At 64.1% G+C, this 15,450-nt stretch carries 15 protein-coding genes; 10 read left to right on the top strand and 5 right to left on the bottom strand.

From position 1 onward, the window contains the following. Window positions 1-580 precede the first annotated feature (580 nt). A complete protein-coding gene (locus G473_RS0122805; RefSeq protein ID WP_029015004.1) occupies window positions 581-2,299 on the top strand; it encodes an MFS transporter in 1,719 nt (572 codons plus the stop codon). 178 nt (window positions 2,300-2,477) lie between these two features. Further along, a complete protein-coding gene (locus G473_RS0122800) occupies window positions 2,478-3,128 on the top strand; it encodes a response regulator (protein ID WP_029015003.1) in 651 nt (216 codons plus the stop codon). A 15-nt stretch (window positions 3,129-3,143) separates the two neighbouring features. On the opposite strand, the gene bioD is transcribed toward G473_RS0122800, so the two are convergent. Beyond that, a complete protein-coding gene (bioD, locus tag G473_RS0122795) occupies window positions 3,144-3,815 on the bottom strand; it encodes a dethiobiotin synthase (protein WP_029015002.1) in 672 nt (223 codons plus the stop codon). Window positions 3,816-3,914: 99 nt separating this feature from the next. Between bioD and bioB the strand changes: the two genes are divergently transcribed. The 8 genes from bioB to G473_RS0122755 all read left to right on the top strand — a co-directional run bounded on the left by bioB (window position 3,915) and on the right by G473_RS0122755 (window position 11,191). Continuing rightward, window positions 3,915-4,925 (top strand): biotin synthase BioB, encoded by a 1,011-nt coding sequence (bioB, locus tag G473_RS0122790; RefSeq protein ID WP_029015001.1) that lies wholly within the window; start codon window positions 3,915-3,917, stop codon window positions 4,923-4,925. Next, window positions 4,922-6,193, top strand: a complete 1,272-nt coding sequence (locus G473_RS0122785; protein ID WP_029015000.1) for an adenosylmethionine--8-amino-7-oxononanoate transaminase — start codon at window positions 4,922-4,924, stop codon at window positions 6,191-6,193. The genes bioB and G473_RS0122785 overlap by 4 nt, the downstream gene beginning before the upstream one ends. Further along, window positions 6,190-7,383 carry an aminotransferase class I/II-fold pyridoxal phosphate-dependent enzyme gene (locus G473_RS0122780; protein ID WP_245580282.1) on the top strand — a complete coding sequence of 398 codons (1,194 nt, stop codon included), beginning with the start codon at window positions 6,190-6,192 and terminating at the stop codon, window positions 7,381-7,383. Before G473_RS0122785 ends, G473_RS0122780 begins: the two co-directional genes overlap by 4 nt. Further along, window positions 7,383-8,021 (top strand): alpha/beta fold hydrolase, encoded by a 639-nt coding sequence (locus tag G473_RS28475; RefSeq protein ID WP_051330621.1) that lies wholly within the window; start codon window positions 7,383-7,385, stop codon window positions 8,019-8,021. Before G473_RS0122780 ends, G473_RS28475 begins: the two co-directional genes overlap by 1 nt. After that, complete coding sequence (locus G473_RS0122770; RefSeq protein WP_051330620.1) at window positions 8,015-8,785, top strand: methyltransferase domain-containing protein; 771 nt, start codon at window positions 8,015-8,017, stop codon at window positions 8,783-8,785. Before G473_RS28475 ends, G473_RS0122770 begins: the two co-directional genes overlap by 7 nt. A gap of 57 nt (window positions 8,786-8,842) precedes the next feature. Then, entirely contained in the window at window positions 8,843-9,991 is a 1,149-nt protein-coding gene (locus G473_RS0122765; RefSeq protein ID WP_029014997.1) for an EAL domain-containing protein, read from the top strand. A 133-nt stretch (window positions 9,992-10,124) separates the two neighbouring features. Continuing rightward, window positions 10,125-10,928: an N-acetylmuramidase domain-containing protein gene (locus G473_RS28470; protein WP_051330619.1), complete on the top strand. Its 804-nt coding sequence runs from the start codon at window positions 10,125-10,127 to the stop codon at window positions 10,926-10,928. Beyond that, window positions 10,925-11,191, top strand: coding sequence for a hypothetical protein (locus G473_RS0122755; RefSeq protein WP_029014996.1), 267 nt, complete (start codon window positions 10,925-10,927; stop codon window positions 11,189-11,191). The genes G473_RS28470 and G473_RS0122755 overlap by 4 nt, the downstream gene beginning before the upstream one ends. Here the strand turns inward: G473_RS0122755 and G473_RS0122750 are convergent. The 4 genes from G473_RS0122750 to G473_RS0122735 all read right to left on the bottom strand — a co-directional run bounded on the left by G473_RS0122750 (window position 11,188) and on the right by G473_RS0122735 (window position 15,424). Then, a complete protein-coding gene (locus G473_RS0122750; RefSeq protein ID WP_245580304.1) occupies window positions 11,188-12,426 on the bottom strand; it encodes an MFS transporter in 1,239 nt (412 codons plus the stop codon). The two genes, G473_RS0122755 and G473_RS0122750, sit on opposite strands and share 4 nt — an antisense overlap. Before the next feature lie 147 nt (window positions 12,427-12,573). Next, window positions 12,574-14,034, bottom strand: coding sequence for an aspartate kinase (locus G473_RS0122745; protein WP_029014994.1), 1,461 nt, complete (start codon window positions 14,032-14,034; stop codon window positions 12,574-12,576). After that, entirely contained in the window at window positions 14,031-14,948 is a 918-nt protein-coding gene (thpD, locus tag G473_RS0122740; protein ID WP_029014993.1) for an ectoine hydroxylase, read from the bottom strand. The genes G473_RS0122745 and thpD overlap by 4 nt, the downstream gene beginning before the upstream one ends. A gap of 86 nt (window positions 14,949-15,034) precedes the next feature. Continuing rightward, entirely contained in the window at window positions 15,035-15,424 is a 390-nt protein-coding gene (locus tag G473_RS0122735) for an ectoine synthase (RefSeq protein WP_029014992.1), read from the bottom strand. Window positions 15,425-15,450: the final 26 nt, after the last annotated feature.

Below are 15,450 nucleotides of genomic sequence, written 5' to 3'. Positions count from 1 at the left end.
TGCCGCCATCGCATGCGGGTGACCTTACCGGGTACCCGCATGCGTCATGGCGCAGGTCCCGGCGAATCAGCCGGCCCAGGCCAGCCATTGCGGCTGGCTTTTCTGTTTTCAGGTTACGGGATTTCCTGCTTTTCGGGCTGAGCGTCGGTCGCACCTCCACCGGTGATGCCTGTGAAGGCACCTTTCTTGTGCTGCATTGCAACATAAAGGAGAGCCGGCGTTCGCGCAGCCTGATACCCGGCGGCTTGCAAACTGGTCCGGCGTCACCATTCATCAATGGGTCTATCTTGTTGATATACCCGGTTTTGTCCGGCTATGGCCTGCGCGCGATACGGGTCTTTGACATGGCGCCGGGCCACCTTTTCCCCGTGTTCTATTGCGGCGCATCAAAAAATCCTGTCATCTCAATGACATGTAGAAGGCTTGCCGCTACCAAGGTCGGGGCTGCCTCCCGGGCTGTGCTGGACCATCGTTGAGCATCGAGCGGCGTGGCGACGGTGTTTCCGCCGCCGTTTGAACGGCACCATCAAGATGCCGACGCGACTCATATCGGTGACCTATCGCCAATCTGGGAGGGCATATGGCCAATGTAGCAGCAGGCGCGGCGAATCCACCGCCGATGACCAAGGAAGAGCGGAAGGTGATTTTCGCTTCTTCGCTTGGGACCGTCTTTGAATGGTACGACTTCTACCTATACGGCTCGCTGGCGGCGGTGATCGCCAAGCAGTTCTTCTCCGGCGTCAATGAGACGGCGGCGATGATCTTCGCCCTGCTGGCATTCGCGGCCGGCTTCTTCGTCCGTCCCTTCGGCGCCCTTGTGTTTGGCCGGCTGGGCGACATGATCGGCCGCAAATATACCTTCCTTGTCACTATCCTGATCATGGGCGCATCGACCTTCATCGTCGGTATTCTGCCCAACTACGCCACCATCGGTATTGCCGCCCCGATCATCCTGATCTGCCTGCGCATGCTGCAAGGTCTGGCGCTGGGTGGTGAATATGGCGGTGCTGCCACTTATGTGGCGGAACATGCCCCGCACGGCCGCCGTGGCAACTATACCTCCTGGATCCAGACCACGGCGACGCTGGGTCTGTTCCTGTCCCTGCTGGTCATCCTGGCCTGCCGCATGTCCATGACCCCGGAACAGTTCGATACCTGGGGCTGGCGTATCCCGTTCCTGCTGTCCATTGTGCTGCTGGGCATTTCGGTCTGGATTCGCTTGATGCTGAGCGAAAGCCCGGCCTTCAAGAAGATGAAGGAGGAGGGCAAGCACTCCAAGGCCCCGCTGACGGAAGCCTTCGGCAACTGGAAAAACCTGAAGATCGTGATCCTGGCGCTGCTGGGTCTGGTCGCCGGTCAGGCAGTGGTCTGGTACACGGGTCAGTTCTATGCCCTGTTCTTCCTGACCACGACACTGAAGGTTGACGCCTATACCGCCAACCTGCTGATTGCCGCGGCCCTGCTGCTGGGCACCCCCTTCTTCGTCATCTTCGGTACCCTGTCGGATAAGATCGGTCGCAAGCCGATCATCATGGCCGGCCTGATCCTGGCGATCATCACCTACTTCCCGATCTTCAAGGGCATCACCCACTTCGCCAATCCGGAATTGGAACAGGCGGTCGCCTCTTCCCCGGTGGTGGTGAGCGCCGATCCCAAAGAATGTTCCTTCCAGTTCAACCCGGTCGGTACCTCTAAATTCACCTCTTCCTGCGATATCGCGAAGTCGGCGCTGGTGAAGAAGGGTATCCCCTACAGCAACGAGGAAGCCCCTGCCGGTACGGTCGCCCAGATCCGGGTCGGTAGCACGGTCATCACCAGCTATGACGGCTCCGGTCAGGTGGCCAAGACGGAAGTGTCGCTGCATGGCCCGGCCCATAGCAGTGCCGCCCCGGCTGATCCGGCGTCTGCCGCTGCTGCCTTCGACAAGTCGTTGAGCCAGGCGTTGAACGAGGCCGGCTACCCGGCCAAGGCCAACCCGGAAAAGATCAACCATGTGATGGTTGTGGTGCTGCTCTGGATCCTGGTCGTCTATGTGACCCTGGTCTATGGCCCCATCGCCGCGATGCTGGTGGAAATGTTCCCCACCCGTATCCGCTATACCTCCATGTCGTTGCCCTACCATATCGGTAATGGCTGGTTCGGCGGGTTCCTGCCGGCCACCAGCCTGGCGATCGTGGCAGCCACCGGCGACATCTATTCCGGCCTCTGGTACCCGATCATTGTGGCCGCTGTGACCTTGGTCATCGGCCTGCTCTTTGTCCGCGAAACCAAGGATGTGGACATTTACGAGCATGATTGACCGGTTCTGAGTAACCCCTGAAGCCTCTCTCGGGCGGGTCCGCGTGGACCCGCCCTTTCTTTTTTCGCAACAGGATGCTTGCGTCGGGGCCGGCTTTGCGCATCAATCCTGGCGAACCCGGCGGCACCTTTCCAGCCACCGGTAATAAAAATCGATCAGACGGGGAGCTAGAACGGGCATGGCGTTTCGCATTCTGGTCGCTGATGACCATCCGCTGATGCGCGCGGCGCTCTGCCAGTCCGTCGCCGGCGCCTTGCCGGGCCTGACCACGGTGGAAGCCTCCAATTTCGGGGAGGTGGAGGCGGCGTTGAAGCGGGAAGGCGCCATCGACACCATCCTGCTGGACCTGCATATGCCGGGCATGAATGGGCTGATCGGGTTGGCATTGCTGCGCAACGAACACCCGGCCATCCCCGTCATCGTCGTCTCTGCGATGGAGGATGCGACCACCATCCAGCGTGCCATGGATTATGGCGCGTCCGGTTTTGTGCCCAAATCCGCCCCCATCACCCATATCGGTGAAGCCATCCAGGCGGTGATGGATGGTCATATCTGGCTGCCCCCGACCGAGGGGCCAGCGGCCGATGGTGATGCTGACATGGCGTCCCGCGTTGCCGGGCTGACGCCGCAGCAATTGCGCGTTCTGGCTGGCATCGCGGAAGGCAAGCTGAACAAGCAGATCGCCTATGAAATGGGCGTGGTGGAGACGACGGTGAAGGCCCATGTCACGGTGATCCTGCGCCGGCTGGGCGTGGTCAGCCGGACCCAGGCGGCCATTGTCGCCAGCCGCCTGGCCCTGTCCAATGGTGGCGATACGGCGGATGCCTGATCGCCGCTTCCCGGTTTAACCCAGCAACAAAGCGGCTAGGGCCGCCACCCCGGCCCGGCTGTCTGCGCGGGGCAGGTTGACCACGGGCAGGTCGGGGAAATGCCGCTTCACGGCCATTTCCACCGCCTCCAGCGCCACGGTGGCCCCCGGCGTTTCGCTGACCGCCAACGCCGCAATGGGACGGCCCCGATCCTTCAGCACCGTCAAGGCCGTCAGCGTATGGCTGATGCTGCCAAGATAGGAGCCGGCAACCACGATGGATGGCAGGTCGAGCGCCGTCAGCCAGTCCAGCACCGTGCGATCATCATCGACCGGGGCCATCAGGCCGCCCACCCCTTCCACCAGCATCGGTCCCGGCGCCTGGGCCAGCTTCTGCTGGCAGGCATCGATGATGGCGGCGTAATCCACCGCCTTGCCTTCCAATGCTGCGGCCATGTTGGGGGCCAGGGGTGCGCGGAATCGCCAGGGCGATATCTGGTCCAGACTGGCGGGCGTGACATCCTGTCCCAGGGCGGCCAGGATTTCCGCCGGATCGGACCCGGCGGGATTACCGGGGTCCAGCCCGCTGGCCAGCGGCTTGAAGGCTTCCGCCGCAAGCCCTTGATTTCGCCAGTGCCGCAGCAGCGAGGTGGTGACGAAGGTCTTGCCGATATCGGTGCCGGTGGCGGTTATGAAAAAGCCGGTCATCTTCCATCCCTTGCATGCCAAGCAGTTTCGCTTGACCCGCTATGTGGTAAGGGCCAGTCATACAGCAACGTTCATTAAGTCGTCATGTGAGGAACCGCCATGCCCGATACCGCTCTGTTGGGGGATACGATCACCACCGCATCCGCCCCGGCGGCCATCCGCAATGACTGGACCCGGGAAGAGGTGGCGGCCCTTTTCGCCATGCCCTTCATGGACCTGTTGTTCAAGGCGCAGACGCTGCATCGCCAATATTTCGACGCCAATGAAGTGCAGATTTCTACATTGCTGTCGATCAAGACGGGCGGCTGCCCGGAGGATTGCGGCTATTGCCCGCAGAGCAGCAGCTTCGATACCGGCCTGAAGGCGTCGAAGCTGATGGAAGTGGAGAAGGTGCTGGAAGAAGCGCGCGCCGCCAAGGAGCGCGGGGCCAGCCGCTTCTGCATGGGCGCCGCCTGGCGCTCGCCCAAGGATCACGACCTGGATACGGTTTGCGCCATGATTGAGGGCGTGAAGTCGCTGGGCATGGAAAGCTGTGTCACGCTCGGCATGCTGCGCCCGGATCAGGCGACAAAGCTGAAGGATGCGGGGCTGGATTACTACAATCACAACCTCGACACCTCGCCCGAGCATTACAACAACATCATCACCACCCGCACCTACCAGGAGCGGCTGAACACGCTGGATAATGTCCGCAATGCCGGCATCAATGTCTGCTGTGGCGGCATCCTGGGGCTGGGCGAAGACCGGGAGGATCGGGTGGGCCTGATCCAGACCCTGGCCAGCCTGCCCAAGCATCCGGAAAGCGTGCCGATCAACCTGCTGGTCAAGGTCAAGGGCACCTCGCTGGACAAGGCGGAAGAGGTCGATCCGATCGAGTTCGTCCGCACCATCGCGGTTGCCCGCATCACCATGCCGTCCAGCGCCGTCCGCCTGTCGGCGGGCCGCGAGGATATGAGCGATGAGATGCAGGCGCTCTGCTTCCTGGCCGGTGCCAATTCCATTTTCTATGGTGAGCGGCTGCTGACCACGGTGAACCCGGCGCAGGAACGCGACATGAAGCTGTTCAGCCGGCTGGGCCTGCGTCCGATGCAGGTGGAAGTCAGCGAATGAGCGGTCAGCCCGGCTGGCTGACGGAGGGGTTGGGGCATATCTGGTTGCCCTATACCCAGATGCGCACAGCCGGCACCCCCTTGCCGGTGGTCTCCACCAGTGGCACTCGTCTCCGTCTGGCCGACGGGCGGGAACTGGTGGATGGCATTGCCTCCTGGTGGACGGCCTGCCACGGCTATAACCACCCCCATCTGCTGGCGGCCCTGCAGGCCCAAGCCCAAGCCATGCCGCATGTCATGTTCGGCGGGTTGGGGCATGAACCGGCATACCGGCTGGCAACAAGGCTGGCAGCATTGCTGCCGGGTGACCTGACACGGGTGTTCCTGGCCGAATCCGGTTCGGTTTCCGTGGAAGTCGCCATGAAGATGGCGGTGCAATACTGGCTGAACAAAGGGGAGCGGGGCCGGTCCAAGATCCTGGCCTTCACCGGCGGCTATCATGGCGACACCATCGCCACCATGGCCGTTTGCGACCCGGAAGAAGGGATGCATGCCAAGTTCCGCGGCCTGCTGCCTGAACATCCGGTGCTGCCCCTGCCGCGGGATGAGGAGAGCCTGGAGGCGCTGGACCTGTTCCTGGATCAGCATGGGCACAAACTGGCGGCCATGCTGGTGGAACCGCTGGTCCAGGGTGCTGGCGGCATGCTGTTCCATGATGCCGCCGTGCTGCGGCGGCTGCGGGAACTGGCGGACCGGTACGGCATTCTGTTGATCTTTGACGAGATTTTCACCGGTTTCGGTCGCACCGGCACGATGTTCGCGTGCGAGGCTGCCGGCGTTGTGCCGGATATCGTCACCCTGTCCAAGGCGCTGACCGGTGGCATGCTGCCGCTATCCGCCGCCATTGCCAGTGCCCGCGTATTTGATGCCTTCTGGTCTGAAGATGCCAATGCCGCCCTGATGCACGGCCCCACCTATATGGGCCATGCGCTGGGCTGTGCGGTGGCCAATGCCTCGCTGGATCTGTTTGAGACGGAACCGCGCCTGGAACAGGTGGCCGCCATTTCGGCCGCCCTGCATCGGGGGCTGGAGCCGTGCCGCGACATGCCGGCAGTGGCCGATGTGCGGGTGCTGGGCGCCATCGGTGTGGTGGAGTTGAAACAGGCACCCGACCTGCGGACCTTGAAGGAAAAGCTGGTCGCGCAGGGTGTGTGGGTGCGCCCCTTTGGCCGTGTCCTATACCTGACCCCTTCCTTCACCATCGGGGAGGAGGATCTGGAACGGTTGATGGCCGCCATCCGCACCGTGGTACCGGGGCTGCCGGGATGACCGGGCCGGTGACCATGCTGGATGGCATGGCGGCGGCGGCGCTGGCCGGGCTGGAGGCAGCCCATCGCCGCCGCGCCGCCCGCGCCCTGGCCCGCGATGGCGTGATGCTGACCTTGCCGGATGGCCGCGTGCTGGTGGATATGGCATCCAATGATTATCTGGGGCTGGCGCATGATCCGCGCGTGATGGCCAGGGCGGCTGATTTCGCCGCCCGGTACGGGGCTGGTTCCGGTGCGTCCCGGCTGGTCTGCGGTACCCTGCCCATCCACCGTGCGGTGGAAGAAAAGTTGGCTGCTTTCCTGGGGACGGAAGCGGCCCTGCTGCTGGGCACGGGCTTCCAGGCCAATGCCACGCTGCTGCCAGCATTGGCTGAACTGATGGGGCCGGGGGCGGAATTGCTGGTGGACCGGTTGGCCCATGCCAGCCTGCTGCAGGGCAGTTTCGGCCAGGGCATCAAGGCACGGCGCTTCCGCCACAATGACCTGAACCATCTGGAAGAATTGCTACGGCGGGGTGACCGGTCACTGGTGGTGACGGAAACGGTTTTCTCAATGGATGGCGACCGCTGCGACCTGCCGGCCTTGCTGGATTTATGCGACCGGTTCAACGCCCCGCTTTATTTGGACGAGGCACACGCCATTGGCGCGCTGGGGCCGGGTGGGCGGGGGTTGGCAGCAGGCACACCCGGTCGTGTGGCACTGACCATGGGCACGCTGGGCAAGGCTTTTGGTGGGTTTGGTGCCTATGTCGCCGGATCGCGCCTGTTGATTGATTATCTGGTCAATCGCTGCGGCGGCTTCATCTATACCACCGCCCCGCCGCCGGCGGTGGTGGGGGCGCTGGATGCGGCTTTGGACCTGATGCCGGCGCTGGAGAGTGACCGCGACCGCCTGTCCGCCTATGGCGATCAGGTGCGCGCGGCTGTTACCGCTGCCGGGTATGATGTGCTGGACAGCACGACCCAGATCATCCCGTTGGTCGCCGGGACCGATGCCGATGCGCTGGCCCTGGCGGCGCGCCTGGAAGCAGCGGGCTTTCTGGTGGTTGCCATCCGGCCGCCGACGGTGCCGCCGGGCACGGCGCGGCTGCGGATCAGCCTGTCTTCCGCCCTGTCGGCGGACCAGGTGGCAGGGCTGGTGGCGGCCATTGCCACCTTGCCGCCCGGCCCCCTTGCCCAGCGGGGGGCGTGATGGCAGCCCCTGTCTTTCTGTTCGCCCATGGCTGGGCGGGCAGTCCTTCCATCTGGTCCGGGCTGGTGGTGGTGCTGGCGGGGCGCGGTGTTGATCCGGCGGATTGTTATTTCTGGGACCAGGGCTATTTCGGCCCCGCCACCCTGCCCGCCCTGCCAGTGGGGCGGCCTGTGATCGGTATCGGCCATTCGCTAGGGGTGCCGTTGCTGTGGCCGCGGGGCGATCTGGCGGCCCTGGTTGCCATCAATGGCTTTACCCGCTTCACGGCAACGGCGGATTGCCCGACCGGGACGCCCCCCCGCCTGCTGGCGCAGATGCGCCGCCGCTTCGCCGTCACGCCGGCAGCAGTGCTGGCGGATTTTACGACGCGGGCAGGATTGCCTTTGCCTGACGGGCCGATCCAGGCCGATCGGCTGGCAGCGGGGCTTGAGATGTTGGATGGGGTGGATGTGCGGGCATATCCCGCCCCGCCTGTGCTGCTGACGCTGGCGGGTCAGGAGGATGCGATTGTCCCGCCCGCCCATGGGGTTGCCTGTTTCGGCCCGGCCCTGCGGTTGGTTCCCGGTGGCCATGCCCTGCCCGTGACGGCCCCGGACCTTTGCGCCGATCTGGTACTGGAAGCGGCGTCATCGTGCTGAGCCCCTTGGACAAGCAGGCCATTGCCCGGCAATTTGGCCGGGCCGCCGCCCTTTATGATGGATCGGCCCATATCCAGGCACAGGTCGCCGCCCAGATGGTCGCCCGGCTGGCGACCCTTGGCCTGCCGCCAGCGGCGCGGGTGCTGGAAATTGGCTGTGGTACAGGGCTGGTAACGCGGGGGGCGCTGGCATCCCTGGATATCGGCCAGTGGCTGGCGACGGACCTCTCGCCCTCCATGGTGGCCGCCACGCGGGGCCATCTGCCGGACGATGCGCGGCTGTTGGTACTGGCCATGGATGGGGAGCGGCCGGCGCTTGCCGGCGGGTTCGACCTTGTTTGCTCCAGCCTGGCACTGCAATGGTTCCCCGATCCGGCGGCGGCCCTGGCGGCATGGCGTCGCCTGTTACGGCCGGGCGGGCGGTTGCTGGTCGCCACCCTGGCCGATGGCACCTTTGCCGAATGGCATGATGCCCAGCGGCAGGCGGGTGGTACGCCCGTCGGCCCGGATTATGCGGCGGTGGAAACCATGCGCGGCTGGCTGCCCGGCCTGTCGGTGGAGCCGATGGCTTTGCGGGAACGTCATGCCAGTGCCCGCGCCTTCCTGGACGGGTTGCGCCGGATCGGCGCTGATTACAGCCCCCGCCATGCCGGTGCCGGCACGTTGCGCCGGGCCATGCGCGCGCTGGAAGCGGCAGGACCGGTGGCAGTCACCTATCAGGTGGCGTGGCTTCATGCCGCCGCCGATGCTATTGATAATGCGTAGGGGAGGGCGGTACCGCCACCAGCGGACGCCGGGTGTGGAAAGGCGGGACATTTCCAGATGCTGACGGGTGCGACGGGTCTTATCCAGCTTCTGAATGCCGGTGATATCAGCGGCGTGGCCGTGCTGGTCGATCTGCGCGCCGTGCCGCATGCCGAAAACCCGCTGTTCCGCCAATCCATCATCCACCTGATTGACCGGTTCGCCGCGCAGTTTGAGCCGGAGGTGGTGGATGTCGGCCGCTATGCCCAGGTGTTTTTGTTCTCAAGTGACAAGGCAGAGGGGTTTGTCGCGAAATTGCAGGCTGTTGCCGCCAATTTCGCTGAACAGCATGTGACAGCCCCGCGCGTCAGCATCTTCCGCCTGCCGGCAGAAAGTGGGCGGCTGGCGGTATTGCTGCGCAATGCCGGGGCGGAGCCGGAACCGCCTGCGCCTGTGGCGACGCTCTCGCCGGAGGAGATGCAGCAACTGGCTTCCCTGCACAAGCTGGCGACATATGAACGGGTGCTGCTGACCGCCGATGTCTCCGCCCTGGTGCGTGAATCACCGGTCTGGCAGTTGCAGGACGGGCACTGGCAAACGGCATTCAGTGAAGTGACCGTCGCTCTGGATAATCTGGAACGCGCCGTTGGCACGCCGCTGCGGCGTGACCCTTGGCTGTTGCAGCAGATCACCCCCATTCTGGATCGGCGGATCATCCGCCATTTCCAGTATGAACCGTCGCGCCTTTCCTCCCCCCGCAGCATGAACCTGCTGCCGGCCTCGGTGCAGGACCCGGCCTTTTATGAGTTTGTGCGCGAGCTGACCTATGACCAGCGCCGCAACCTGATCGTGGAACTGTCCGCCACCGACCCCGACCTGACGGAAGCGGGCCTGAACGATGCGCTGGAAACCCTGCGCCTGTGGGATTGCCGGGTGGCGATTGACCATCTGTCACTGCGCCATGCCGATCCCGGCTTCCTGCCACTGGACGAGATTGACTATCTGAAAATCGATATTGGCGGGCTGGGCGCGGAAGGCACCGACCTGCCGCGTGTGCCGGACTGGATGGCCCGGTTTGGCCTGGGCAAGCTGGTGGCATTGTGTCCGGAAGCGCCGCACCAGCTTCGGGCCTGTCTCTCCTTGGGCTTCCAGCTTGTGGAACGGCAGGAGCGTCCCCTGCCGATCGGGCGGGGAGAAAATTCCGCATACAAGGATTATTATCCTTGATTTTGATCCAGACAGCTTCCATCCTGTGCCTGTCAGAGCCAGGGGTGTGACCGCACGTGTCTTCCCCCCTTCCGCTCTCTCCCCCAGCCCGCCCTCCCGGCGGGCTTTTTTATTGCCTGGATGGAGGTTGATCATGATCCCGGAAAATTTCCGTGGCCGTGCCGCGCGCCTGCCCTTGGGTGGGTTTGATGTGGCCGGATTGTTGAACGGGCTTGAACCGGAGGCCTTGCTGGCCGTGTGGTATGTCGAATGTGGTGGTGAGCCTTTTCTGGCCGATGGGCGCCCGGCCCTTTTGTTCGAGGCCCATATTTTCAGCCGCCTGACCGATGGCCGCTTCAACCGCTCCCATCCCACCCTGTCAGCCGATGCCTGGAACCGCGCGCTTTATAGCGGCAGCCGGGCCGGGGAATATGAGCGGCTGGGGGCTGCCATGGCGCTGGACCGCACGGCAGCGCTGATGGCCGCCAGTTGGGGCGGATGCCAGATTTTGGGCTGCAATCACCGGCAGGCGGGGTTCAAGACCGTGGATGCCATGGTGGCGGCCTTGTGTGAAAGTGAGGAACGGCACCTGGATGCGTTCCTGGCTTTCATCCGTCATAGCCGTCTGATGGTGCCGCTGCGTGCCCGCGACTGGGACCGGTTTGCCCGTGGATACAACGGCTCGGCCTATCGGTTGAACCGGTATGCCGAGCGGTTGGCTGATGAATATCAGCGCAATATCCGGGCTTTCGATGATGGGCTGCTGGGGCCGGGGGACCGGGGCAGTATGGTCCGGCGGGCGCAGCGGGATCTGGTCCGGGCGGGGTTCCCCATTCAGATGGATGGGGTTTATGGCGGCATGACGGCCCGCGCGGTGCAGTCCTTCCGCCAACGGGTCGGCTTGCCCGCGTCCGATTATCTGGACAAGGCGGCCATAACGGCATTGGCGGAGGCATGATGATGGGCACGCTTCCCGATACGCCGGCCTGGTCGCCCCTGCGCCGGGCGGCCCCGATGATGGTGGTGATCATCGGGGCCTTGATGGTGCTGTGCGCCACGGCGCCGTGGCTGTCCGATGGCCGGGCTTCCTTGTTGATCGGCCATGGCACCGACCTGATCTGGACCGGGGCCGGTGTTTTCGTCCTGGGCGCGTCGGGGGAACGGATTGGCGGCTGGTTCAGCCTGCGGGGGCAGGGGAAGGGGGCGACACCAACCGACTAAACTGGCTCCTCCACCGGGCCGTCGCCGGGTTCCAGCACGGTGGCGGCCATGGGTGTGGTGCGCGGCAGAACCTGATAGGGCATCTGCTGGTCGGCGGGCACCGGATCGGTGATGCGGACACGGCGCAAGGCAAAGCCCAGCGTCAGGATGGCGACCATTCCGATCAGGGCGAACAGGCCGGTGGCACCCAGCAATTCCATGGTTGCCGCCCCGGCCAGCGGTCCCAGGATTGCCCCGCCGGAATAGACCAGTACCAACCCGCCAGTGGCGCCGACGCGCTTTTCCGATGGCAGCCGGTCATTGGCATGGGCCACGCACAACGGATACAGCGCAAAGGCCACCCCACCGAACAGCGCCACTGCCGGTAATAACAAATCTGGCAGGGCCAGGGCCGCCAGGATGATCAACAGCGACAGGCCCAGGGCGGCGGCCAGCGAGCCGACAATGATCTGCCGCCGGTCAAACCGGTCGGACATCCAGCCCAAAGGCCATTGCAGCAGGACGCCGCCCAAAATCGCCGCACTCATGAAGCCCGAGGTGCGGGCGAGATCAAAGCCGATCCCGGCCGCGAACAGCCCGCCCAGCGAATAGAACGCCCCCAGCATGATGCCGGTGGAAAGCGCCCCGATCACGCCCAGCGGTGAGGCTTCATACAGGGCGCGCAGCTTCATCGCCCCGCCTTCCGGCAGGCCGGGCGGGGGCATTCGGGTCAGTGCCACCGGCAGCACGGCCAGCGACATCAGGATGGAACCGGCGGCCAGCGGCAGCAGCGCCTGTTCGCCCGAAAGGGTCAGGATCGGCTGGCCCACCGCCTGGCCGACATAAAGGGCGATCATATAAAAGGCCAGCACGCTGCCGCGCCCTTCCGGCGGGGCACGTTCATTCAGCCAGCTTTCCAGACAGACAAAAATCCCGGCCATGCACAGCCCGTCCAGCAGGCGCAGCACGGCCCATAGGGCCGGCTGTTCCACCAGCGCGTAGGAAAGCATGGTGGCTGAGAACAGCGACACGAAGGCGGCAAAGCCCCTGATATGGCCCACCCGCCGCACAATCCGGAAGGAAAGAACGGAGCCCAGCCCCAGCCCGACAAAATAGGCCGTGCCCATCATGCCGATCAGCGATGGACTGGCACCCTGCTCCTGCAGGCGCAAAGCCAGTAAAGTGGCGACAAAGCCGCTGCCGGCCATGGCCAGGAAAATGGCGGCCAGCAGGGCGCGGACCGGGCGCAATGCCATGATCACGCGGATATACTCCCTTCTTTCTCCGAACCCCGGCGGTGCCGGGCGGGGGGGTGGCTGGCCAGCATAGGCAAGCCGGTCCCACCCGGCCAGGGCGGGACCGGGCGGGTTGCGGGCCTCGATCGGGTTAGCCCGGCCCCGACTTTATGCCGCCATCACCGCCGGCTGATCGACAGCCGGTTCCACCAGCGACTGGTGAAGGGCCTTGATGGCGCGGTCGAACTGGTCGCGGGCGACTACGAACTGGATATCAACCGTGCGGACCTGATGCTGCATGCCCAGCACATTGATGCCGGCCCCGCCAAGGGCGGACAGGGCCTGTGCCGCGAGCCCCGGTTCGTTCAGGTCGCTGCCGATGATGGACGCGATGGAGACATCATGGGTGGCGATATCCGCATTGGGGAAGCGGGTTTCCAATTCCTCCACCACCCGGCGCACCGGCGTGCCGCCGGACCAGAGATAATGGGTGATGGTATTGGCATTGCTGGATTTGGCGATGATCCAGACCTTGTGCCGGGTCAGCGCTTCCAGGATGGCAGCATCGTAGCCCTTTTCCCCCACCATATCCTGTTCAAAGAATTCCAGCGCCGTGCAGTTCCGCAGGCCGGTGACGATCTCCACCTTTGGCCGGTCGGACACATAATCACCGCAGATCAGCGTACCATCATCGGCGGGATCGAACGTGTTCTTCACCCGCAGCGGGATTTTTGACTGGCGCAGGCCGCGCCCGGCACGGGGGTGGATGGCCTCCATCCCCAGATTGGCGAGCTGGTCGGCCACGTCATAATTGGTGCGGCCGATCTTGCGGGCCTGTTCCTCCCCCACCACGCGCGGATCGGCGCTGGAAAGGTGGAATTCCTTGTGGATGATGGCCTCGGCGGCACCGGTCAGCACAGCAGCGCGGGAGAAGGTCATCTCCGAATAGCCGCGATCATAACGCGCGACCATCCCTTCCCGGCATTGGGCATAGCCGGTGACGATGGGCAGGCAGGTGGCAAGGTCGATCCCTTCCAGCCCGGACAGGATACGTTCATCCAGGCTGCGCTGGGTGGTATCACGCCAGCCGGTCAGGTCGACAAAGCGGCCATTCACACCCCTGTCGCGCAGCAACAGGGCGGTATTATGGGCGCTGTGCGCTTCCCCCAGCCCGGCCAGCATTTCCCGCACGGCGGCCAGCGGTTCCGCCAGCCGGAAATGGCCATGGCCACGCAACCGGTGCAGGTCGGACAGGCAGTCCCGCACATCCTGGATGCGCTCGGCCACGAAAGCATCTGCGATGCGGCGCGACAGGCTGTCCCCGAAGACAGTGCCATTGCGCTCGCACATCGCCGCTTCCACCCGTGCCAGGGCGGCCATCCAGCCTTCGCCATCGGTATCGTCGATGAAGCTGGCATAGACGCCGGGCTCGCCCGTCTTCTTATGTTCCAGCAACAGGTTGGTGATGCCGGCATAGGCGGAGACGACGAAGAGGCGGCCATAAAGGTCGGCGCCGCTGCGGCCACCGATCAGCACATTGTCGAACACCGTATTGGTGGCGGTGATGGAGGTGCCGCCGATCTTTTCCACCGTATGGGAGGGCTTGGCGCTGGTCATGTCCGTGCTCATGCCGCCCTCCGCGTCAGACGGCCGGATACGGGCCGGATGGCCTGGATATCCTGCCGCGCGGCGATGAATTCCGGGCGCGGTGTGGCGGGTCCGAACGGCTTTTGCAGCCGGTTGGACAGGGCGTTGAACACGAAAAAGGCGTTGGCACGCGGGAAGGGCGTGATGTTGCTGTTCGACCCGTGCATGGTGTTGCAGTCGAAGATCACCACTGTGCCCGGTTCACCCGTGGGGGCATCGATACCATGGCGGTTGGCCAGATCGGCCAGACTGTCATCATCCGGCACGCCATATTCCTGCTTCTTCAGCGAGGTTTTATAATGGTTGTCCGGCGTTTCCCCAACGCAGGTCAGATACTCCTTGTGGGAGCCGGGGATCAGCATCAGCGGACCATTATGGGCTGTGTTGCGGGCCAGCAGAATGGACATGGACAGGGCGCGCATGCGCGGCATGCCATCTTCCACGTGCCAGGTTTCGAAATCGGAATGCCAGTAGAATTCCTTGCCCTTGAAGCCGGGCTTATAATTCAGCCGTGATTGGTGGATATAGACATCATCACCCAGCAGGAAACGGGCGACGCCGGCCAGCCTTTCATCGGCCACCAGCCGTTCCATCATCGCGTTCTGGCGGTGGATTTCAAAGATGGAGCGCACCTCGTTGCTGCCACGCTCGGTTATGACGGTTTCATCCTTCAAACCCTGCGGATGGGCCAGGAGCGAGGCCGCCTCCGATTGCAGGATTTCCATCTCGTCGGCCCCGAACAGGCCCTCCAGAACCAGATAGCCTTTCTGGTCGAAATGGTCCGCCTGTTCACGGGACAGCGGCGCCGTTTCGTCCCACTGCCCATGCACAACGGGGTCCTGGCGCGGCAGCAGCCGGGCGCGGTCTTCACATCGGGACGGGTATAGATCGGTCATCGGTCATTCCTATCGGGTTGCCATTCGGAGAAAAGGGGGGAGAGCAGCCAGGGCATGGCGGAGTTTTCCCCCGCCATGCCGGCGCATCAGGCCGCCTTGTCGGCCGGATAGGCACCGGTATCGTCATGGACTTCGCGGCCCGTCACGGGCGGGTTGAAGACACAGGCCATGATCATTTCGGTCTTGCCGCGCAGGATGTGGCGGTCATGGTTATTCAGGGAATACATGGTGCCGGGCTTGATCTCGTGGATCTCACCGGTGGCCAGATCCTCAATGCTGCCTTCACCGCTGATGCAGTAGACCGTTTCCAGATGGTTCTTGTAATGCATCGGCAGTTCGGCGCCGGCATAGATGGTGGTGATATGGAAGGAATAGCCGACCCCATCATCCTTCAGCAGCAGGCGGGCGCTTTCCCAGCCTTTGGAAACTACGTTCTTGTCGGAAGCCTTAATGTCGGCCAGCGTGCGGACGATCATGTGAAATCTCCTGATATTGCTCTTGA

The organism is Niveispirillum irakense DSM 11586 (genome assembly GCF_000429645.1).
In the GTDB taxonomy this organism is placed as follows: Bacteria; Pseudomonadota; Alphaproteobacteria; order Azospirillales; family Azospirillaceae; genus Niveispirillum; species Niveispirillum irakense.
The sequence above is the reverse complement of the archived record's forward strand: the minus strand, read 5'-3'. Positions and strand labels throughout refer to the sequence as shown.